This window comes from Methylobacterium sp. ARG-1 (genome assembly GCF_001262595.1).
Lineage (GTDB): Bacteria > Pseudomonadota > Alphaproteobacteria > Rhizobiales > Beijerinckiaceae > Methylobacterium > Methylobacterium brachiatum.
Map to the genome: position 1 here is coordinate 21981 of NZ_LHCD01000012.1, position 21171 is coordinate 43151.

Annotated in this window: 19 protein-coding genes; 14 read left to right on the forward strand and 5 right to left on the reverse strand. The window is 70.0% G+C overall.

What is annotated here, in order from left to right; all coding sequences use genetic code 11:
* Positions 1-744: 744 nt before the first annotated feature.
* The gene (locus AKJ13_RS13295) at positions 745-1560 is read right to left on the reverse strand and encodes a metallophosphoesterase (RefSeq protein ID WP_050733773.1); all 816 of its coding nucleotides are present in this window, start codon (positions 1558-1560) and stop codon (positions 745-747) included.
* Entirely contained in the window at positions 1557-2459 is a 903-nt protein-coding gene (locus AKJ13_RS13300) for a diacylglycerol kinase family protein (protein ID WP_050733774.1), read from the reverse strand. Before AKJ13_RS13300 ends, AKJ13_RS13295 begins: the two co-directional genes overlap by 4 nt.
* 188 nt (positions 2460-2647) lie before the next feature.
* On the opposite strand from AKJ13_RS13300, the gene pyrH reads away from it, so the two are divergent.
* The 4 genes from pyrH (at position 2648) to dxr (ending at position 6180) form a co-directional block, all read left to right on the forward strand.
* Positions 2648-3370 (forward strand): UMP kinase, encoded by a 723-nt coding sequence (gene pyrH, locus AKJ13_RS13305; RefSeq protein WP_007561072.1) that lies wholly within the window; start codon positions 2648-2650, stop codon positions 3368-3370.
* A 171-nt stretch (positions 3371-3541) separates the two neighbouring features.
* Positions 3542-4105 (forward strand): ribosome recycling factor, encoded by a 564-nt coding sequence (gene frr / locus AKJ13_RS13310; protein ID WP_007561074.1) that lies wholly within the window; start codon positions 3542-3544, stop codon positions 4103-4105.
* A 19-nt stretch (positions 4106-4124) separates the two neighbouring features.
* Positions 4125-4982 (forward strand): phosphatidate cytidylyltransferase, encoded by an 858-nt coding sequence (locus AKJ13_RS13315; protein WP_050733775.1) that lies wholly within the window; start codon positions 4125-4127, stop codon positions 4980-4982.
* Between the two features lie 19 nt (positions 4983-5001).
* Complete coding sequence (gene dxr, locus AKJ13_RS13320) at positions 5002-6180, forward strand: 1-deoxy-D-xylulose-5-phosphate reductoisomerase (RefSeq protein WP_050733776.1); 1179 nt, start codon at positions 5002-5004, stop codon at positions 6178-6180.
* Positions 6181-6391: 211 nt separating this feature from the next.
* Here the strand turns inward: dxr and AKJ13_RS13325 are convergent, their stop codons facing one another.
* Positions 6392-7051 (reverse strand): TetR/AcrR family transcriptional regulator, encoded by a 660-nt coding sequence (locus AKJ13_RS13325; RefSeq protein WP_050733777.1) that lies wholly within the window; start codon positions 7049-7051, stop codon positions 6392-6394.
* 139 nt (positions 7052-7190) lie between these two features.
* Here AKJ13_RS13325 and AKJ13_RS13330 point away from each other — a divergent pair, with 139 nt between their 5' ends.
* The 9 genes from AKJ13_RS13330 (at position 7191) to lpxB (ending at position 18912) form a co-directional block, all read left to right on the forward strand.
* Positions 7191-8426 (forward strand): HlyD family secretion protein, encoded by a 1236-nt coding sequence (locus AKJ13_RS13330; protein ID WP_050733778.1) that lies wholly within the window; start codon positions 7191-7193, stop codon positions 8424-8426.
* Positions 8427-8434: 8 nt separating this feature from the next.
* A complete protein-coding gene (locus AKJ13_RS13335; RefSeq protein WP_050733779.1) occupies positions 8435-10018 on the forward strand; it encodes a DHA2 family efflux MFS transporter permease subunit in 1584 nt (527 codons plus the stop codon).
* 173 nt (positions 10019-10191) lie between these two features.
* The gene (rseP, locus tag AKJ13_RS13340) at positions 10192-11346 is read left to right on the forward strand and encodes an RIP metalloprotease RseP (protein ID WP_050733780.1); all 1155 of its coding nucleotides are present in this window, start codon (positions 10192-10194) and stop codon (positions 11344-11346) included.
* A 402-nt stretch (positions 11347-11748) separates the two neighbouring features.
* The gene (bamA, locus tag AKJ13_RS13345) at positions 11749-14319 is read left to right on the forward strand and encodes an outer membrane protein assembly factor BamA (RefSeq protein WP_050733781.1); all 2571 of its coding nucleotides are present in this window, start codon (positions 11749-11751) and stop codon (positions 14317-14319) included.
* A gap of 49 nt (positions 14320-14368) precedes the next feature.
* Entirely contained in the window at positions 14369-15439 is a 1071-nt protein-coding gene (lpxD, locus tag AKJ13_RS13350) for a UDP-3-O-(3-hydroxymyristoyl)glucosamine N-acyltransferase (protein ID WP_050733782.1), read from the forward strand.
* A 134-nt stretch (positions 15440-15573) separates the two neighbouring features.
* A complete protein-coding gene (fabZ, locus tag AKJ13_RS13355; RefSeq protein ID WP_050733783.1) occupies positions 15574-16050 on the forward strand; it encodes a 3-hydroxyacyl-ACP dehydratase FabZ in 477 nt (158 codons plus the stop codon).
* The gene (lpxA, locus tag AKJ13_RS13360; protein ID WP_050733784.1) at positions 16047-16865 is read left to right on the forward strand and encodes an acyl-ACP--UDP-N-acetylglucosamine O-acyltransferase; all 819 of its coding nucleotides are present in this window, start codon (positions 16047-16049) and stop codon (positions 16863-16865) included. The genes fabZ and lpxA overlap by 4 nt, the downstream gene beginning before the upstream one ends.
* Positions 16866-16873: 8 nt before the next feature.
* Positions 16874-17743 (forward strand): UDP-2,3-diacylglucosamine diphosphatase LpxI, encoded by an 870-nt coding sequence (gene lpxI / locus AKJ13_RS13365; protein WP_050733785.1) that lies wholly within the window; start codon positions 16874-16876, stop codon positions 17741-17743.
* On the forward strand, positions 17740-18912 hold the full coding sequence (lpxB, locus tag AKJ13_RS13370) for a lipid-A-disaccharide synthase (RefSeq protein WP_050733786.1): 1173 nt from the start codon (positions 17740-17742) through the stop codon (positions 18910-18912). Before lpxI ends, lpxB begins: the two co-directional genes overlap by 4 nt.
* 141 nt (positions 18913-19053) lie before the next feature.
* On the opposite strand, the gene AKJ13_RS13375 is transcribed toward lpxB, so the two are convergent.
* Both AKJ13_RS13375 and AKJ13_RS13380 read right to left on the reverse strand, forming a co-directional pair.
* On the reverse strand, positions 19054-19716 hold the full coding sequence (locus tag AKJ13_RS13375) for a hypothetical protein (protein ID WP_050733787.1): 663 nt from the start codon (positions 19714-19716) through the stop codon (positions 19054-19056).
* 98 nt (positions 19717-19814) lie between these two features.
* Positions 19815-20447, reverse strand: a complete 633-nt coding sequence (locus AKJ13_RS13380; protein ID WP_050733788.1) for a 2OG-Fe(II) oxygenase — start codon at positions 20445-20447, stop codon at positions 19815-19817.
* A 298-nt stretch (positions 20448-20745) separates the two neighbouring features.
* On the opposite strand from AKJ13_RS13380, the gene AKJ13_RS13385 reads away from it, so the two are divergent.
* The gene (locus AKJ13_RS13385; RefSeq protein ID WP_050733789.1) at positions 20746-21066 is read left to right on the forward strand and encodes a hypothetical protein; all 321 of its coding nucleotides are present in this window, start codon (positions 20746-20748) and stop codon (positions 21064-21066) included.
* Positions 21067-21171 lie beyond the last annotated feature (105 nt).

The following is a 21171-nucleotide window of genomic DNA, read 5'->3' on the forward strand; positions in this document are numbered from 1 at the left end:
CTGACGATTTCGCGACCCCGTCCGGCGTGAGCCGGGCGGGGTTTTCTTGTGTCTTGGCGGCTTCGACGACGGTTTGCGCCGCGCAGCGGACGGCCTCCTTCGACCCCTCCGCTAGGCTCCGTCACCGCGGGATGGAGGCGTTGGGTGGGAGGGCCGCCGGTCAGCAGTGGGTCGGCAGCAGAACGAACCGCCCTGCCATTCCGGAGCCGCGCAACCGAGCCCGGAATCCAGACCCGCAGGCGGTGCAGCACCTCGCTCGACCAGTGTTTCCGGATTCCGGGCTCGCCTACGGTGCCCCGGAATGACGCGGTGGATGCGTCGGCATCCGTGCATGTCTGGAACTGTCGAAGAATGGCATGCCACGTGTTGTGGCGCTGCACCGGAGCGGGGAGGCCACTGCGCTTCGGGGTCTCGCCGCTCACGCGATGTCGCGTTGAGCGGCGCAGCCGGAACGAGGTTTTACGTCGCGCGATACCGATGATAACCGCCAACGGATTGACATCGTTTGCCTTCTCTCTGCGATCGAGGCTGTGCCGCCCTTCCGCGAAAACCTAATCCCCCGCGCCCCGTGTTGCAGCGCACACCGGCCGCGGCACGGCCGCGCTAGATCTTCCTCATGGCTTTGAAAACCTTCTCCTACTTGATGATCGGCGTGTTCGCGTCCGGTCTCGTCATGACGCTTCTCGGCTCCGTCGGCGTCTTCACCGGGAGCTGACAAGATCGGCGCCGGCGCGACCATGTCGGTCATGCCGGCGCCGCATCGACCCAGGCGCACCCGTTCCACAGCCGCACGGTGACGGTCGCCCGACCGTCCGCGATGGTGATCCGGTTGTAGGCGTTCGGCTCGTTGCCCCGCAGCCGCGTCGAGGTTGCCGAGCCGGCTTGGACCGCGAGCAACCGCCCCGGGCGCGAGCGGACCGCGCTGCGGTCCGCCAAGGAATCCTCGGGGGTCTCGGGGTCCGCGTAGCGGGCGTAGTGCCGGTGCAGATGGCCCGCCAGGGTCAGGCCGACCCCGCAGCGGCGGAACGCGGCCAGGGCCCGATCGGCCCGCCCGACCATCCGGGCTTCCGCGTCCCAGGGGGGCGGCAGGAACGGGTGGTGGCCCACGACGATCTTGAACAGGTGATCCGGCATCGCCGACAGCCGCGCTTCGGCCCGGACGATCTGGCTGTGGCGGATCACGCCGTGCGACCAGTCCGGCTCCGGCGCCCAGCGCCGCACCGTGTTCAGGCAGACGATCCCGATCTCCGCGTCCTCGAAGCACGGCTCGGTCTCGGCCGCGATGGTGCGCCGGTAGCGCGTGAACGGCCACAGGAAGCGCTGGATCAGGCGGAACGGCGAGATGTCGTGGTTGCCCGGCACCCCGATCCAGGGCGGTGCCAGCCGGTCGAGGAAGGCGCGGGCCTCGGCGAATTCCGACGGGCGCGCCGCCATGGTGAAGTCCCCCGAGGCGACGATCAGGTCCGGCGCGTCGGCGTTCAACTCATGGACCAGCGATTCCACCACCGCCGGGTCGGTGCGGCCGAAATGCAGGTCGGAGATATGGCTGATCCGTCTCACGGATGGCCGCCCGTCTTCGGCACGATCACGGTCAGCGCCTGCCGGTGGATCCGGTAGCGCAGGGGCGCGGGGATCAGGGTCACCTCGCCGTCGTTCATGACCCGGAGCGCCCGAGCCTCCGACGCGATGGCCAGGTTCGTCGCCGGCACCCGCTCCACGTCCGGCAGCCGCCGCCAATCGCCCAGGGCGAAGCCGAGGGCGAGGCGCAGGGTCCGGGCCAGCGAGAGATGCGCCAGGACGTAGAGCGTGAGCCGCCCGGCATCTAACGGCGCCCGCACCAGCATATGGCCCGGGCGCTCGACGTAATCACCGATCACCACCGCCAGCAGCCGGAACCGCCAGGTCCGGACCGCGCCGTCGATCGTGCCGGTCACGGTAAGGCGCGGATACCGGCCGAGATGGCGCAAGATCCCCACGACCCAGCGCAGCAGGCTGCGCAGGCCCAGATGCCGGCGATGCGCCTCCCGGTGCCGCGTCACCCGGGCGGGCAGGCCGAGCACCGAGTTGATCAGGAAGGTGCGGCCATTGACCTCACCAACATCGATCCGGCGTCGGCCGCCCGCAACCAGCGCGGCCACCGCGCCGTCGATATCGAGCGGCACGCCAAGATCCCGGGCCAGGAGGTTCAGGGTGCCGAGCGGCAGGATGCCCAGCGGCGTGGTCTTACCAACGAGGGCCGCGGCCGCGCACGCGATGGTGCCGTCGCCGCCGGCCACCACCAGGGCGTCGATACCGGGCTCCGAGGCCGCGGCGGCGATCCGCACCGGCAGGGGCGCCCCCCGGTCGGCCTCGCCGAGCGGTTCGATCCCGGCCGCGACCAGCTTCTCCCGGATCGCCTCCGGCGTCGTGCCGGATGCCACCGCCCCGGAGGCGCCGTTGATGACGAGTGCGATGCGCATGGAATCCCGGGCGTCCGTCCCGATGGCGGGCCCCGCTCCTCTGCCAAAGCTGCACGTCGATCGCGTGTCGGTGGCAGATCGTCCCCGTGATCCCCGCCTCGATCGCTCCGCGCCCCTCGACGCCACTCCCGCGGCTGACGTAGAAGCCTCGCGGGTTCGCGCGATGCGGTGGGGAGCCGGAGATCGAGATGCCGGAAGCGACGCCGTTTCGCCGTATCCTCCTCAAGCTGTCGGGCGAGGCCCTGGCCGCTCCGGACGGCTACTGGCTCCATCCGCCCACGCTGGCGGCCCTGGCCGAGGACATCGCCCGGACCATCGAGGCTGGGGCCGAGATCGCCATTGTGGTCGGCGGCGGCAACATGATCCGCGGCGCCCGCATCTCGGCGGCCGGCTGGATCGACCGGGCCACCGGTGATTCCCTGGGCATGATGGCCACGGTGATGAACTCGCTGGCGATCGAGACCGCGCTCAACGCCGCCGGCGTGCCGGCCCGGACCATGTCAGCGGTGTCGATGCCGACGATCTGCGAGACCTATGCCCGCCAGCCGGCCCTGCACCATCTCGACAAGGGTCAGGTGGTGGTGCTCGCCGGCGGCACCGGCAACCCGTTCTTCACTACCGACACCGCCGCGGTGCTGCGCGCCGCCGAGCTGCGCTGCGACGCCGTGCTCAAGGCCACGCAGGTGGACGGCGTCTACTCGGCCGATCCCAAGAAGGATCCGAGCGCCACGCGCTACGACCGGCTGACCCATGACGAGGCGATCGCCCGCGACCTCAAGGTGATGGACACCGCGGCCTTCGCGCTCGCCCGCGAGAGCCGGCTCTCGATCGTGGTCGGCTCCCTGCATCCGCCGAGCTCGATCGCCGGGATCCTGTCGGGCGAGGCGCCCTCGACCCTCGTGGCGCCCTGATCCGGCACGCCGAGCGCGGCTCGCGATTTGCCGCGCTGTCTTCGAAAAGCCGGTGGCCTGCTTTCCGGACAATGCGCCGGAGGTTTGCGGCACCGGGAAAATTCCGCCATTGAGGCCGCGACTGCCCGTACCGGGCGAGAAGACAACGTCAGACGTGTCGGGACGACCACCATGGCCACACCGGAATTCGACCTCAACGACATCAAGCGCCGCATGCAGGGCGCGGTCGCGTCGCTCTCCAAGGATCTCGGATCCCTGCGGACCGGGCGCGCCACGCCCTCGCTGCTCGACCCGATCCAGGTCGACGCCTACGGCTCGTCGATGCCGATGGCGCAGGTTGCCACCGTGAGCGTGCCGGAGCCGCGGCTCCTGTCGATCTCGGTCTGGGACCGCAGCATGGTCACCGCCGTCGAGAAGGCGATCCGCGAATCCGACCTCGGCCTCAACCCGCAGACCGAGGGTCAGACCATCCGGCTGCGCATCCCCGAGATGAACGAGCAGCGCCGCAAGGAGATGGTCAAGGTCGCCCACAAGTACACCGAGGAGGCGCGCGTCGCCGTGCGCCACGTCCGCCGGGACGGGCTCGATCACCTCAAGAAACTCCTGAAGGACAGCGCCATCTCGGAGGACGACGAGAAGCGCCAGGCTGCCGACGTGCAGAAGGCGACCGACCAGTTCATCGCCGAGATCGACGGCGTGCTGGCCGCCAAGGAGAAGGAGATCATGCACGTCTGAGGCGAAGGCCGAGACGCGCGTGACCCCCACCGCCCCACCGGCCGCACGCCCCTCCGGGCGGCGCGAGCTCTGGCTGCGCGTCGCCTCGGGCGTGGTCCTCGCCCCGGCGATCCTCGCGGCCCTGGTCTATGGTGGCTGGCCCTTCGCGGGGATCTGGCTCGCCGCGGGCATCATCGGCTTCGCCGAATGGATGGTGATGAGCCGGACCGAGCCGCGCGAGGTGCTGATCGCGCTGGGCGCGGCGACGCTCGGCGCCCTGCTGCTCTGCCAGCGCGGTGGCGCCCCGGCGCCCGCCTGCCTCGCCGTCCTGCTCCTCGGGGCCGCAGCCTGCGCCACGGTGGCGCGCACCGGCTTCGGCCGGGTACGGGCGCTCGCCGGCGTGCTCGGGGCGGCTTCCATCGCGTCGGTACCGGTGGCCCTGCGCGACGATCCCGGGATCGGCCTCGTCGGCCCGGCCTGGATGTTCGCCGTGGTCTGGTCCACCGACATCGCGGCCTATTTCGCCGGCCGCAAGATCGGCGGGCCGAAGCTGATGCCCCGGGTTTCGCCCAACAAGACCTGGTCGGGCGCGATTGGCGGCCTAGTCGGCGCGGTCGCGGCCGGCTCGCTCGTGGCGGTGGCCGCCGACCTCGCCGGGCTGGACCTGCCGAGCGCCGCCTCGCTGCCGGTGGTGGCCGGGGTGAGCGCCCTGGCCTCCGTGCTCAGCCAAGCCGGCGACCTGGTCGAATCCGGTCTCAAGCGCCGCTATGGAGTGAAGGATTCGGGCAAGATCATCCCGGGCCATGGCGGCGTCATGGACCGGCTCGACGGATTTTTTGCGGTGGCCGTGTTGGCCGGGCTCTATCTCGCCCTGCGTGGAAGCGGTCTGATCCCGTGACGATGAGGGAGTTTCACCCGTGACCCAGACCGTCGCCGTCTTCGGCGCCACCGGCTCGATCGGGCGCTCCACCGCCGACCTACTGGCCCAGCATCCCGACCGGTTCCGCACCGGCGCCGTCGTCGGCGGCCGCGACGCCGTGGCGCTCGCCAAGGTCGCGCGCGAGCTCGGCGCCTCCTTCGCGGCGCTCGCCGACGCGAGTGCCGGCCCGGCCCTCGCCGAGGCGCTCTCGGGCAGCGGCATCCCCAATGGGGCCGGGGAGGGCGCCGTGATGGAGGCCGCTCACCGCGACGCCGATATCGTCGTCGCCGCGGTGAGCGGCGCGGCTGGGCTGAAATCCACCCATGCCGCGCTCCGGCTCGGCCGCAAGGTCGCGCTCGCCAACAAGGAGAGCCTTGTCTGCGCTGGCGACGCCTTCATGCGGGACGCGGCGCGCTACGGTGCCACGATCCTGCCGATGGATTCCGAGCACGACGCGCTCAGCCAGGCGCTCGCCGGCCGGCCGCTGGCGGATGTCCGCACCATGATGATCACCGCCTCGGGTGGCCCGTTCCGGACCTGGACCCGGGAGCGGATCGCCGCCGCCTCCGCAACCGAGGCCGCGGCCCATCCAACCTGGTCGATGGGCATGAAGATCAACATCGATTCGGCCAGCCTGATGAACAAGGGCCTGGAACTGATCGAGGCGCACCACCTGTTCGGCATCGAGCCCGAGCGCCTGGACGTTGTCGTCCACCCGCAATCGGTGATCCACGGCCTAGTCTATTGGCTCGACGGTGCCGTGACCGCCGAGCTGGCGCTCCCCGACATGCGCGTGCCGATCTCGCACTGCCTCGGCCTCGGCGACCGCCTGACCATCGCCCGGGGCAGGCCCCTGGACCTCGTCAAGCTCGGCGCGCTGACCTTCGAGGCGGCCGACGAGGAGCGCTTCCCGTGCCTGCGCATCGCCCGGGCGGCGCTCGCCGCCGGGGGGGCGGCGCCCACCGTCATGAATGCCGCGAACGAGATCGCGGTGGCCGCCTTCATCGCCGGCCGGATCGGCTTCTACGGCATCAGCGACCTGGTCGAGCGCGCCTGCGGACATTTCGCCGGGCAGTACCGGACCGCGCCTGCCGACGTGGACGAGGCGCTGGCCATCGACGCCCATGTCCGCGTCTGGAGCGCCGAGGCTCTGCCGGAGTTGCGCGCGGCCGGGTAGTAGCGCCGCCGAAGGTGTTTTCGGCCCCCCCTGAGCCGGCTCTCCCACCCAATCCCCTCGTCCTGAGGTGCCAGGCGATCGAAGATCGCCGGGCCTCGAAGGAGGTTTTCAGGGATCACGCGGCCGGCCGGAGGTCTCCGTCGTCGCCTCCGCTTCCTCGGGCTGAGGCCGTGCGGGGGAAGTCGGATGGCCCTACGGGGCGTGGGATCGATCAGTCCTTGGCCGCTCCGCCCGACGCATCCGCCCCGTACCCGGCCAGAAACACCCGCACCGCCTCCGCGACCTGAAACCGCTTCCGGGCTTCGTCCGCCATCCCGCCGGCCGCGAACAGGAGGCGGGTCAGGAGGCCCGCCAGGCACAGATGCAGGAAGTGCTGGGCCGCGAGGGTTGTATCGGAGATGCGCAGCCGGCCGCTCTCCACCTGGACATCGAGATAGGCCGCCAACCGGGCGACACCGCAGGCCGGCCCGGCCTCGTAATAGACCTGCCCGAAATGCGGGAATTTCTCGCAGACCCCGATGACCATGCGATGCACGGAGATGTGCTCCGGCTTGGACATCTCGGTGAGGAAACTCATCCCTAACCGCGTCAACACGGCTGGGACGTCCGAATCGGCTGGGTCGAATGTGAACAGGGTCTCGGCCAGGCTGGACTTCTCCAGGATGATCAGAGCCTCGAACAAGGCCTCCTTGCTGTCGAAATAGACGTAGAGCGTGCCCTTGGAGACGCCTGCGGCCCGGGCGATCTCGCCCATACTGGCCCCGTCGAACCCAGAGGCGAGGAAGACGCGGCGCGCGCCTTCGAGGATCTGCCGCCGCTTGTCGCTCTCAATCGAGGACGAGCCCCGCTCCAGCACCACGCCCTGAACCATCACCCTGCTCCGCGTCGGAGACGCTGCTTCGCTTGACCGAACCGTTCGGTCAATCTACCCTGAAGCCAGATTCGACGGGCGTCAAGGCGCGTCCTGTCGGCTGACCGAACGGTTCGGTCATGAGACCAGAGGCTCTGCGATGTCCCTTCGCGAAGATGGCGACCGATCGGCTGCCGACAGTGCGTTCGTGGAGGACGAACGCGCCGAGGGTCCGGCGCCCCGCCACGCCACCCCGCGCAACGCCGAGGCGCCGCAGGCTTCCGCGCAGGACTCGCCCCCCGCCCGCAAGCGTCCGTTTCGGCGGGCGTTGCTGCTCGGTGTGCTGGCGGTGGCCCTCGGTGGCGGCACCTACGAGGGTTGGCAATGGTGGAGCGTCGGGCGGTTCTTCGTCTCGACCGACGACGCCTACGTGCAGGCCGACATCTCGGTCCTGGCCGCCAAGGTCTCGGGCTATCTCGAATCCGTCCCCGTGGCGAACGGCGTCTCGGTGAAGAAGGGCGACGTGATCGCCAAACTCGACGACGGCGATTACCGCCTCGCGCTCCAGGCCGCGCAGGACAAGCTCGCCACACAGGAGAGCACGATCGTGCGGATCGGCCGGCAGGTCGAGGCCGCGCAGGCGCAGGTCACCCAGGCCGCCGCGCAGATCGACGCGACCCGCGCCGACGCCGTGCGCGCCCAGGCGGATTTCGCCCGGGCGACGCAGATGCAGGCCGATTACGTCGCCAGGTCGCGGATCGACCAAGCCCGCGCCGACCGGGACCGCACCGAGGCCTCGGTGAAGGGCATGGAGGCCGGCCTCCTGGCGGCCCGGGCCAATGTCGACGTGCTCCAGGCCCAGAAGCGCGAGGCCGAGCGGCTCTCGGCCGAGCTGCGCACCGCGGTCGATCGCGCCCGGCGCGACCTCGACTTCACGGTGATCCGCGCGCCGTTCGACGGCGTGGTCGGCAACAAGGCGGTCGAGGCCGGGGCCTACGTGGCGCCTGGAACGCGGGTCGCCGCCCTGGTCCCGCTCCAGAGCGTGCACATCGACGCGAACTTCAAGGAAACGCAGGTCCAGCGCATGCGCCCGGGCCAGCCGGTGATCGTGACGGTGGACGCCTATCCGGACCGCGAGATCCACGGGGTGGTCGAGTCGTTCTCGCCGGCCTCCGGCTCGGTGTTCAGCCTGCTGCCCCCGGACAACGCCACTGGCAACTTCACCAAGATCGTCCAGCGCCTGCCGGTGCGGGTGCGCGTGCCCGAGGACGTCGCCCGCGAGGGGCTGCTGCGGCCCGGCCTCTCGGCCGAGGTCCGGGTCGATACCCGCGGTGGCACCGACCGCTCGGTCCTCGACCAAGCCGCGAACCGGCGGTTCGACGCTGCGAGCCGCTGAGCCCGGCCGTGGCTGCCAGCGCCGCCCTCCCGGCCGCAATCCCGGCCGCCGCAGAGCCCCCCATGGACCGCCGCCGCATGGTGGCGTTCTTCTGCATGGTGTTCGGGATGTTTATGGCGATCCTGGACATCCAGATCGTCTCGGCCTCCCTCAATGAGATCCAGGCCGGCCTTTCGGCCTCCGGGGACGAGATCCCCTGGGTCCAGACCAGCTACCTGATCGCCGAGGTGATCTCGATCCCGCTCTCGGGCACCCTGTCGCGGGTGCTCTCGACCCGCTGGATGTTCTCGCTCTCGGCGGGGGGCTTCACGCTGATGAGCGTGATGTGCGCCACCTCCTCGTCGATCTCCGAGATGATCGTCTGGCGGGCCGCGCAGGGTTTCATCGGCGGCGGCATGATCCCGACCGTGTTCGCCGCGGCCTTCACCATCTTCCCGCCGTCGAAGCGCACCATCGTGTCGCCGGTGATCGGCCTGGTGGCGACGCTGGCGCCGACCATCGGTCCGACGATCGGCGGCTACCTCACCGACCTGATGTCCTGGCACTGGCTGTTCCTGATCAACGTCGTGCCGGGCATCGGGGTGACGATCTCGACTTGGCTCCTGGTCGATTTCGACAAGCCGGACCACGCCTTGCTGAAGTCCTTTGACTGGGCCGGCCTCGCCTTCATGGCGGGTTTCCTCGGCTGCCTCGAATACGTCCTCGAGGAGGGTCCGAACCACGACTGGATCCAGGACGAGGCGGTCTTCGCCTGTGCGGTCATCTGCGCCGTCTCAGGGCTGCTGTTTTTCTGGCGGGCCTTCACGGCCAAGCAGCCGATCGTCGACCTGCGGGCCTTCTCCGACCGCAACTTCGCCAGCGGTTGCGTCGCGAGCTTCGTGCTCGGCATCGGGCTCTACGGCCTGACCTACATCTACCCGGTCTACCTCGCCCGGGTGCGCGGCTACTCGGCGCTGATGATCGGCGAGACGATGTTCGTCTCGGGGCTGTGCATGTTCGCCACCGCTCCGATCGCCGGACGCCTCTCCGGCAAGGTCGATCCGCGGATCATGATGGCGATCGGCTTCGTCGGCTTCGCCAGCGGCACCTGGATCGTGACCGGGCTGACCAAGGACTGGGATTTCTGGGAGCTGCTCTGGCCGCAGGTCCTGCGCGGCTGCTCGCTGATGCTGTGCATGATCCCGATCAACAACATCGCGCTCGGCACCCTGCCGCCGGCCCGGATGAAGAACGCCTCCGGCCTCTACAACCTCACCCGCAACCTCGGCGGCGCGGTCGGCCTGGCGCTGATCAACACCGTGCTCAACGCCCGCTGGGACCTGCACCTCGCCCGGCTGCACGAGCGCTTCACCTGGGCCAACAACGCCGCGCTGGAACGGCTCGATTCCATGCAGCGCGGCTTCGAGTCCTTCGGCAGCGCCGCGCCGGGCATGGCGCTCAAGGCCATGTCCAACACGGTGCGGATCCAGGGGCTGGTGATGGCCTTCGAGGACGTGTTCCTGGCGCTCACCGTGCTGTTCCTGGCGATGGCCTGCGCCGTGCCGCTGATCCGCCGCCCGCGCGCGGCCGCCGGCGGGGGCGGGGGCCACTGACGGCTTCGGGACCGAGGATAGCGGGGATCGTTCGCCCCGATGTGCGCGCCCGCGCCCCGCGACCTCCCGCGGCAGTACCGGCGGATTGCGTTGGCGGTAAACCACACCGATCTGCTAAACCGGCCCGATGGCCGGCCTGAGACGCCGGTGCAGAGACGGCCAGGGATCGGCTCATGGACTTCCTCAACGCGATGGGCGGGACCGCCGGTGGCTTCTTCGGCGCCGTGATCCCGTTCCTGTTCGTGCTCACGGTCGTGGTCTTCGTCCACGAGATGGGCCACTTCCTGGTCGGGCGCTGGTGCGGCGTCGGCGTGCATGCCTTCTCCCTCGGCTTCGGCCCGGAGCTGTTCGGCTTCAACGACCGCCGCGGCACCCGCTGGAAGCTCTGCGCCATTCCGCTCGGCGGCTACGTCAAGTTCCACGGCGACGTGAACGGCGCGAGCATCCCGGATCCCGAGGCGATCGCCCGGATGAGCCCGCAGGAGCGGGCGACGAGTTTCCCGACCCAGCCGGTGGCCAAGCGCGCCGCGATCGTGGCCGCCGGCCCGGTGGCGAACTTCCTGCTCGCGATCCTGCTGTTCGCCGGGGCGATCTGGCTCGCCGGCCGCTACGAGCTGCCCGCCCGGGTCTCCTCGGTGGAGCCCGGCAGCGTCGCCGCCCAGGCCGGCTTCCAGCCGGGCGACGTGATCACGGCCATCGACGGCGAGAAGATCGGCGACTTCAACGCCATGTACCGCACGGTGACCGGCAACGCCGGCACGCCGCTGACCTTCACGGTGGAGCGCGGCGACCAGCCGATCACCATCCAGGCGACCCCGGCGACATACGAGGAGAAGACGCCGTTCGGCCGCCACCGGATCGGGCGGCTCGGCATCCGCTCGCCCTCGGGCTCGGAGGCCCGGCTCGTCCGGTACGGGGCACTGGACTCCCTCGATCTCGGCGTGCGCGAGACCTATTTCGTGGTCGAGCGGACCTTCTCCTACCTCAGCAAGCTCGCCACCGGACGCGAATCCGCCGACCAGCTCTCGGGCCCGATCGGCATCGCGCGGGTGTCCGGCGAGGTCGCCAAGACCGGCGGCGTCGGCGGTCTCGTCGGCCTGATCGCGCTGCTTTCGGTCTCGATCGGCCTGCTGAACCTGTTCCCGGTGCCGCTCCTCGATGGCGGGCACCTGCTGTTCTACGCCTTCGAGGTGATCCGCGGCCGCCCGCTCAGCGAGCGCGCCCAGGAGATCGGGTTCCGCATCGGCCTCGCCCTCGTGCTGATGCTGATGCTGTTCGCGGCCTGGAACGACATCCTCAACCTCGGCGCCTCCTGGCGGAATACCTGATCCCGGAGCGGGGCGCCGGGTCCGATCTCCACCGGATTCGGTGCCTCAATCCCGCCGCGATCCCGCCCGGAGAGCGCCGCGAACGCGCCCCGGCGGGCGCTTAAAACAGCGTTAAAGCCGGGATTGGCCGGCGCGAAAACAGTTGTGTCCGCAAAGATTTACGGGCCGTTTACCATGATTGGCGCTTTGCCCACGCTGGGTCTGCGCCGTTAAGTGGCGCGAAGGCCACGACCCCCCAAAATCCCCTGACGATGGCCTCCCGCGCGTTTGCTTGGCAGGGGAATCCCGCTAAGAGCTACGCTTGGACCTGAAGCCACGCTTGGACCAGGGTGACAGGACGACCGGTCAACGGCCGCCTGTGACGGGCTAACCCCCGCGACCAGAACAGAAACGGGCGATTGCATGATGTCGTTGACGGGGAAGCCCCGACGTAAGTCGGTGCGGAAGACCATCGTCCTAGTCGCTGCCGGTGCGGGCCTCGTCCTGAGCGGTGCCGCGCAGGCGCAGCAGATCGTCGTCCAGGGCAACCAGCGCGTCGATGCCGACACCATCCGGTCCTACGTGACTGGAACTGCCTCCGGCTCCGCCGAGGAGGCACGGCGCAACCTGCTCGCCAGCGGCATGTTCTCGGACGTGAAGGTCGCCCAGTCCGGCGGTCGCACGGTGGTCACCGTCCGCGAGAACAACCTGATCAATCGGGTCGTGTTCGAGGGCAACAAGAAGGTCGAGAAGGCCACGCTCGAGGGCATCGTCGAGGCGAAAGCCCGTGGCCCCTACAGCGAGGCCATCGTCAACGCCGACCTCGCCCGCATCCGCGACGTCTACAAGCGTTTCGGCCGCGGCACCGCCAAGGTTACCTACCGGACCGTCGACCTGCCCAACGGCCGCGTCGACGTGATCTACCAAGTCGACGAGGGCGACAAGACCGGCATCATCTCGATCAACTTCGTCGGCAACAACGCCTATTCAGAGCGGACCCTGAAGGGGCTCATGAGCTCTTCCGAGATGAACTTCCTGTCGTTCATCAAGACCTCCGACGTCTACGATCCCGACCGCATCACCGCCGACCTCGACCAGGTGCGCCGCTACTACCTGAAGAACGGCTACGCGGACTTCCAGGTGGTCAGCGCCGACGCCCGCTACGTCGAGGGTGACAGCTCGGGCTACGTCATCACCATCACGGTGAATGAGGGCGAGCAGTACAAGGTCGGCGCGGTGGCGGTGGATTCCCGCCTGCCGGGCATCGACACCGCCAAACTCGACGGCCAGATCACCGCCGCGGTGGGCGACGTCTACAACGCCGACGACGTGGAGCGGACGCTCAACAACGTCACCCGCGAGGTCAACCGCGCCGGCTACCCGTTCGCCCAGGTCCGCCCGACCGGCCAGCGTGATCCCGCCTCCCACCAGGTCTCCCTGGGCTTCGTGGTCGAGGACGGCCCGCACGTCTACGTCGAGCGCATCAACATCCGCGGCAACACCCGCACCCGCGACTACGTCATCCGTCGCGAGCTCGATATCGCGGAAGGCGATGCCTACAACCGCGTGCTCACCGACCGCGCCGAGCGGCGTCTGAACGGCCTCGGCTTCTTCAAGAAGGTCCGGTTCTCCAACGAGCCCGGCTCCGCGGCCGACCGCGTGGTCATCAACATCGATGTCGAGGATCAGCCCACGGGTTCGTTCTCGGTGGCGGGCGGCTACTCCACCCAGGACGGTATCATCGGCGAGGTCTCGGTCTCCGAGTCCAACTTCCTCGGTCGCGGCCAGTATGTCCGCCTCGCCGGCACCGGCGGCCAGTACTCGCGCGGCGTCGACTTCTCGTTCACCGAGCCGTACTTCCTCGGCTACCGGCTCGCCGCCGGCTTCGACGCCTTCTACAAGTACTCCGACCTGACCCGGTACTCGCGCTACGAGACCACGGTGTATGGCGGCCAGCTGCGCCTGGGCCTGCCGATCACCGAGGAGTTCGGCATCACCCTGCGCTACTCGCTGTACAACACCGAGCTGAAGGTCCCGAACACCCTCAAGCGGCCGTACAACGACTGTTCGACGCCGATCCCGGGCTACACCGCGACCTATGCCGGCGGCACGATCGACCCGAACAGCGGCCGGAACATCGGCGGCCAGGCGATCTACCCGAACTGCGCGTATGACGGCGAAGCCTCGATCGCCATCAAGGGCTCGCAGGGCAACACGCTGACCTCGCTGGCCGGCCTGACGCTCGCCTACTCGACCCTCGACGTGGTCGGCGCCCCGCGCAACGGCCTCTACGCCGAGTTGAAGCCCGACGTCGCGGGTCTCGGCGGCGACTCGAAGTTCTTCCGCGTCACCGCGGATGCGCGCTACTACAAGGAGCTGTTCGAGGACGTGATCGGCTTCGTCCGGTTCCAGGGCGGCCACATTAACGCCATCGACGGCAAGCCGCTGCGCGTCACCGACGAGTTCTTCCTCGGCCCGTCGCTGGTCCGCGGCTTCGCGCCCAACGGCATCGGCCCGCGCGACGTCGGCATCGCCGACGCCCGCTCCAACGCCATCGGTGGCTCCACCTATATCGGCGGTACCCTGGAGGTGCAGTTCCCGCTGCCGCTCATTCCGCGGGATCTGGGCCTGAAGGGCGCGGTCTTCGCCGATGCCGGTACGCTGTTCGGCTATAGCGGCCGGCGCAACTTCAACGTGAACGGCGACGGCTTCATCAACGGCATCTCGCCCCAGACCGGAAAGTGTAACTTCTCCGCATTCAACATCGGCGTCGAGCCGGAATGCGTGAACGTCCGCGACACTGCCGCGATCCGCTCCTCGATCGGCGCCTCCATCCTGTGGAACTCGCCGCTCGGCCCGATCCGCTTCGATTACGCCTACGCCCTGACGAAGGACGAGGGTCAGTCGGTCTACGTGCCGCTGCTCGGCAAGGTCGGCCATATCGGCAAGGATCAGACCCAGGCGTTCCGCTTCTCGGGCGGCTCGCGGTTCTGATAAAATTACGCGCGCCGGTCGGATTTCCCCGGCCGGCGCGTTGTCACGCATGTCAGATCCCGCTTTCTTCGCCGCGACCGGCTCGCTCACCCTCGCCGACATCGCGGCCGCCGCCGGCGCGGTCCTCCCCGAGGGCGCGGACCCGGAATACCGCCTCACCGGAGCCGCCCCGCTCGAGAGCGCCGGGCCGCACCACCTCGCCTACATGGACAATGCCCGCTATGGCGCGGCGCTGACCGAGACCCGGGCCGGGGCCTGCCTGGTGAGCCCGCGCTTCGCGGCACGCTGCCCGGCCGGCACCGTCGCGTTGGTCAGCCGCGACCCGTACCGGGCCTACGCCGCCCTGCTCGGCCGCCTCCACCCGGACGCCATGCGTCCCGGCTCCCAATTCGACGGACGCAGCATCGCCCCGGGCGCCCATGTCCACCCGGATGCGCGCCTGGAAGAGGGCGTCACGGTCGATCCGGGTGCCGTGATCGGCCCCGGCGTCGAGATCGGGTCCGGCAGCGTCATCGGCCCGAACGCGGTGATCGGCCCAGGGGTGCGGATTGGGCGCGACTGCTCCATCGGGGCGGGCACGACCTTGAGCCACGCGCTGCTCGGCAACCGGGTGATCCTGCATCCCGGCGCCCGGCTCGGCCAGGACGGGTTCGGCTTCGCCATGGGCGCGAGCCATCTCAAGGTGCCGCAGATCGGCCGGGTGATCGTCCAGGACGATGTCGAGATCGGCGCCAACACGACGATCGACCGGGGCGCCTCGCGCGATACGGTGATCGGCGAGGGCACCAAGATCGATAACTTGGTCCAGATCGCCCACAACGTCGTGATCGGGCGCCATTGCGTGATCGTCTCCGGGGTCGGCATCTCGGGCTCGACCACGCTGGAGGATTACGTGGTGCTCGGCGGCCAGGTCGGCGTCGTCGGCCATCTGCGCATCGGCCGCGGCGCCCAGATCGCCGGCTCGTCCAACGTCAACCGTGATGTCCCGCCGGGCAGCCGCTGGGGCGGTACGCCGGCCAAGCCGGTGCGGGCCTGGTTCCGCGAGCTGACGACGCTGGCGCGCCTGGCCGAGCGCTCGGGCAAGGATCCCGAGAAAGATCCGGCCTCCGAGGCCGAGTGATCCCGGTCGCGATATCGGCCGCGCCGTCGGGAAACCCTTGCGCTTCCGCCGATTTCTTCCGAAGAGGGCGTCCGCCCGTCATGGAGGGCGGATATCGGTCCGCCAGGTGGCGGTGACGCGAGGTACGGGATTCGATGAGCGAGGCGGCGGGCGACACAAACGAGGAGCTGGGCACAGCCGACATCCAGACGCTGCTGGAGCTGCTGCCGCACCGCTACCCGTTCCTGATGATCGACCGCATCGTCGAGATCGACCGCGACGAATCCTGCGTCGGCATCAAGAACGTCACCGCCAACGAGCCGCAATTCATGGGGCATTTCCCCGGTCTGCCGGTCTTCCCCGGGGTGCTGCTGATCGAGGGCATGGCCCAGACCGCCGGCGCGATCTGCTGCCGTCACATCCGGACTGAAGAGCTGCAGACCAAGCAGGTGTTCTTCATGACCATCGACAAGTGCAAGTTCCGCAAGCCGGTCACCCCGGGTGATCAGGTGCGCTTCCACATGAAGAAGATGAACCGGCGCCGGACGATGTGGTGGTACCGCGGCGAGGCCCGGGTCGACGGTGTGCTGGTGGCGGAGGCCGAGATCAGCGCCATGCTGGTGACGGAGTGAGCGACGCCTTCATCCACTCGAGCGCCGTGATCGAATCCGGCGCCGTGATCGGTGACGGGACCCGGATCGGCCCCTTCTGCCATGTCGGCCCCGAGGTCGTGCTCGGCGAGGGCTGCGAACTCCTCAGCCACGTGGTGCTGGCCGGCCGCACCACGATCGGCCCCCGCACCCGGATCTTCCCGTTCGCATCCATCGGCCACCAGCCGCAGGACCTGAAATACCGGGGCGAGCCCTCGACACTCAGGATCGGATCCGACTGCCTGATTCGCGAGGGCGTGACCATGAACCCCGGCACCAGCGGGGGCGGCCTCGAGACCGCGGTCGGCGATCACTGCACCTTCCTGGCCAATTCCCATGTCGGCCACGACTGCCGGGTCGGCGACCACGTCATCTTCTCCAACAATGTGATGCTGGCCGGCCATTGCAGCGTCGGCGATTACGCGATCTTGGGCGGCGGCGCCGCCGTGATCCAGTTTGCCCGGGTCGGCGCCCACGCGTTCGTGGGCGGACTCTCGGGCCTGGAGAACGACTGCATCCCGTACGGCATGGTGCTCGGCAACCGCGCCTACCTGTCGGGCCTCAACATCATCGGCCTGCAGCGCCGGGGCTTCGCCCGGGAGGACATCCACGCGCTCCGGCGGGCCTACCGGCTGCTGTTCGCCCCCGAGGGCACGCTCATGGAGCGGGTCGAGGACGTGGCCGCGACCTTCGAATCCCACGCCGCGGTGTCCGAGATCCTCGCCTTCATTCGCGCTGGCGGCAAGCGCTCGATCTGCACCCCGCGCGAGCTTCCGGTCCCGATCGGGGCGGCCTGAGCCTCCCCATGGCCGAGGCCGCTCCGCTACCCGAGGGCACGCTCGTCCTGATCGCCGGCGCCGGCCGGCTGCCCGAGCTGGTGGCCGAGTCCCTGAACCGGACGCACCGGCCGTTCCGGCTGATCGCGCTACGCGGCTTCACCGACCGGCCCCTGCGCGCCCGGGCCGACGCCACCGTGGACCTCCTCGACCTCGCCGCGATCCTCAAGCTGCTGCGCCGCTGGGGACCGGCCGTGATGGTGCCGGCGGGCGGAGTCTCTCGGCCGAGCCCGGCCGCGCTGCTCAATGCCGGCGCGGCGCTCAGGAACCGCGAGACCCTGCGGGCGATCGCCGGGGGCGGCGACGACCGCCTGCTGCGCGCCGCCCTGGCCCTGGTCGAGGAGGAGGGCCACCGGGTGCTCGGCGTCCACGAGGCCGCGCCAGATCTGCTCTGTCCGGAGGGCCGGCTCGGCCGCCTCGGACCCGACACGGATGCCGACGCGTCGATTCGCACCGGGCGCGGGGTGCTCGATGCGCTCTCGCCCTACGATCTCGGGCAGGCGGTGGCGGTCTCGGGCGAGCGTGTGATCGCCGTCGAGGGGCCGGAGGGGACCGACCGCATGCTCGCCCGCGCCCGGGCGCTCGGGCGCAAGCCGTTCGGGCGAGGCCGGGCGCTGCCCGCGACCGTGCTGGTGAAGGCGCCGAAGCTTGGCCAGGACCTGCGCATCGACTTGCCGGCGGTTGGCCCCCGGACCGTGCGCAACGCCGCCGCGGCCGGCTGCGTCGGCCTGGCGCTCGAGGCCGGCGGCACCCTGGTGATCGACCGTGTGGCCACCGCCGCGGAGGCCGACCGCCTCGGGCTGTTTCTGGTCGGCTACCGCTCCGGGGCCGGACTATGAACGGGCCGAAGACCGTCTGGCTGGTGGCCGGCGAGGATTCCGGCGACCAGCTCGGGGCCAAGCTGATGCGGGCGCTGCGGGCGGCCGCGCCCGGGACCGTGTTCGGCGGGGTCGGCGGCGAGGCCATGGCCGAGGAGGGGTTCATCTCCCTGTTCCCCCTCGATGACGTCGCCGTCATGGGCTACCTGCCGGTGCTCGCCCGCGCCCGGACCCTGCTGCGTCGGATCCGCGAGACTGCGACCGCGGTGGTGCGCGACCGGCCCGACGTACTAGTGATCATCGACAGCCCGGGCTTCACCCATGCCGTGGCCCAGCGGGTCCGGAAGGCGGCGCCCGGCATTCCGATCGTCGATTACGTGTCGCCGAGCGTCTGGGCCTGGCGGCCGTGGCGGGCCAAAGGCATGCGCGGCTTCATCGACCACGTGATGGCGCTGCTGCCGTTCGAGCCGGACGCGCATCTGCGGCTCGGCGGCCCGCCCTGCACCTATGTCGGCCACCCGCTGATCGAGCGCTTCTCGGATTTGCGTCCCTCCGCGATGGAGAGCCGGCGACGGGAGGCGGTGCCCTACAGCCTTGTGATCCTGCCGGGCTCGCGCCGCGCCGAGATCGACCGTCTGATGCCGGTCTTCGGGCAGGTGCTGGAACAGGTCTCCCGCATCCTCGAGGTCGAGGCGGTGCTGCCCGCCGTCACCCGGCACCGGGTGCTGATCGAGCGGCTGGCCCAGGATTGGCCCGTCCCGGTGCGGGTGCTCACCGGCGAGTCCTCGAAATACGCGGCTTTCCGGGGTGCCCGGGCGGCGCTGGCGGCCTCCGGCACCGTCACGCTGGAGCTGGCGCTGGCCGGCGTCCCGATGGTGGTGGCCTACAAGGTCTCGCGCGCGGAGGAGTTCATCGCCCGGCGCCTGATCCAAGTCCCCAGCATCGTGCTGCCGAATTTGATCCTGGCCGCGAACGCCATTCCGGAATTCGTCCAGGCGGACTGCACCGCCGAGCATCTAACCCAGGCGCTGCTGCCCCTGCTGGTCGGCGGTGCGGAGCGGGACGCGCAGAGCGACGCGCTCGCCCGGATCGACGGCCTGATGCGGCTCGCCGGCGACGACACCCCGAGCCGGGCCGCCGCGCGGATCGTTCTCGACGCGGCCGCCGGCCGGTTGAGCGGGGCCGCCTGACGGATCGGTGGCACGTCCGACGGACGAAGACGCCTTTTCGTCCTTGCGAGCGCAGCGAAGCAACCCGGTACAGCGCGCGATCTCAAACCGTGGCGTTTCCCTGGGTTGCTTCGCTGCGCCCACAAGGACAGAGTTAGGTTATCACCCCCCGCGCCGGCCGCAGCGGATATAGGCGGCCGTGCCACGGCCGCTCGACCAGGTGAGGCGGTCGCCGTCAACCACGAGGCGGACCTGCGAGGACCAGTGCCGGCCGCGATCGCTGCACTCGGCGCCCATTACCCAGCTGTTGCCGACCCGGCGGCTGTCGTGAAAATTGCAGATCGTCCGTCCGGCCCGGGCGCGGTCCTGCGTGATCGTGGCCGGGATGTAGCCCCGGCGACGGGAGCGGGCCGCGCAGGCATCGGCGGTCGGACCCCAGATGCCGACGAAGTCCGGGCTGGACGTGCTGGCCGGCTTGACCGCCGAAGGCGTGACCGGAGCCGAGATCGCCGCCTGCTGCCCCGCCGCCGTCTGGCGCGGGCTCGCCGGCGCGGCGGCGAGCGACGAGGCGTCCGGCCGCTGCACGTCCGGGACGGATTCATCCGGCGTGTCGAGCATCACCACCCGGCGGCCCAGCGGTTTCGGCGCCGGGGCGGGCCGGGTCTCGGCGGTCGGCGAACGGAACGGCAGGTCTTCGGTCAGGTAGGCCACGCTGTAGGTAAACAGGCCGGCCCAGCCGAGGACGAGGAGGCCGGGCACGACGAAGCGACGCTTGGAACCGGTGCGGGCGTCCTCGCCCGGATCGGCCAGCACGACCGCGCCCATTCGATCCCCCTGGTCCAGGCATCCGGCCCCGATTCGGGTGCCGGCTTGCGGGTGAAAAGCATGCCCCAACAAGAGCCTGGGTGAAACTGCCGTCGTGTTCAGCGTCCGAAGATCCCCTTGAGGAATTGCGCCGTCCGGTTGCGCTTGCGCTTGCGCTCGAGCTCGGTGGCGTCCTTGAGCCAGGCGACCTGAACCACGCGCCGCTCGCCCTCGAACGGCTCGTGACCGTGCCAGGAATTGTCGGCCCGCAGGAATGCGAACATCGTGCCCATGGTCGGCGGCACCTCCACCGCGAAGGGCGCGTAGTTGCGGCCGTCGTACAGCACCCGCAGGCGGCCGGCGGCCGGGGCGTCCCAGGCGTCGTTCATATAGACCAGCAGCGTCAGCACCTTCGACGGGCCGTCGGTGTGGATCGAGCCGTATTTCAGCTGGCTCTTCCGCATAATCGTGGTGAGCCGCGGGCATGAGACGAGGTCGATGCCGAACTTCTCGCCGAGCAGGGCCGAGAACTCGTCGCTTTCCAGCTCGTCGATCAGCGCCTTGAACCGGCCCTTGAGGGCGACCTCGTCCACGGTGAGGTAGCCGGGCTTGGCGATGTCCGGGAAATCGCGCCGGATCGCGTCGATCGCGTCGGGGTTCAGGACGTTGGTGCCGAGCGTGTACGGGTAGGGCTCGCGGGCGACCGGGGCGGCGCGCACCGCGGAAACGTCGAGGATCGAGAGGGCGGACATCTGCGGGTCCCTGGGCTCCAGCGCACGACGACCGGCACGCCGGGCGCCGGAGGCGCGTGCCGGAGGGCCGACCGAAAGGTCCGTGCCGGGGCGGCCCGAGGGGCGTCCGCGGTCACGAAATCTTAAGCGTTCTCGGTGGTCCCGGAATCCCATAATCCGGCGATTGCGGCGGTCCAACGGCGAAAGCCGTGTGGTGGCGCATTCCGGTGACAGTCTCGGGCGGCCCGGCCGTGCAGGATGGCGCGATGCCCGAGGACTTTCTTCTCGGGTGCGTCGTGTATTCTGGAATCCATCCGCGATGAGGCCGCAGGTCCTCGCCTTGCTGTGCATTCACCTGATCGCCGCGACGATCGGGGCGGAGGCGCTTGCCCAGCCGTCCCGCTCGCCGCGTCCCGCCGGCACGGCGCGGATGACCTGCGCAGAGGCGATGGCGCTGGTGAAGAGCGAGGGCGACGTGATGATCGCCGGCGGCACGGCGCCGGAGCGCTTCGTCAGCGGCCCCGGCCAGTGCAGCGGCGCCGAGATCGCCGAGCTGCGCTTCGTCCCCACCCGCGACAATCCGCAATGCCCGATCGGCTATCGCTGCCGCGAGCCGGGCTTCGAGGAGTGGAACTGGTAGCGCCGCAGGGCGCCTCGCGGCCCGCCTGCGCGGATCGTGACCAAAGTTTCACGTGACAGCGCCGACGACATGCCACGTTCTCGCCACGACCCAGGGCCAAGGCCG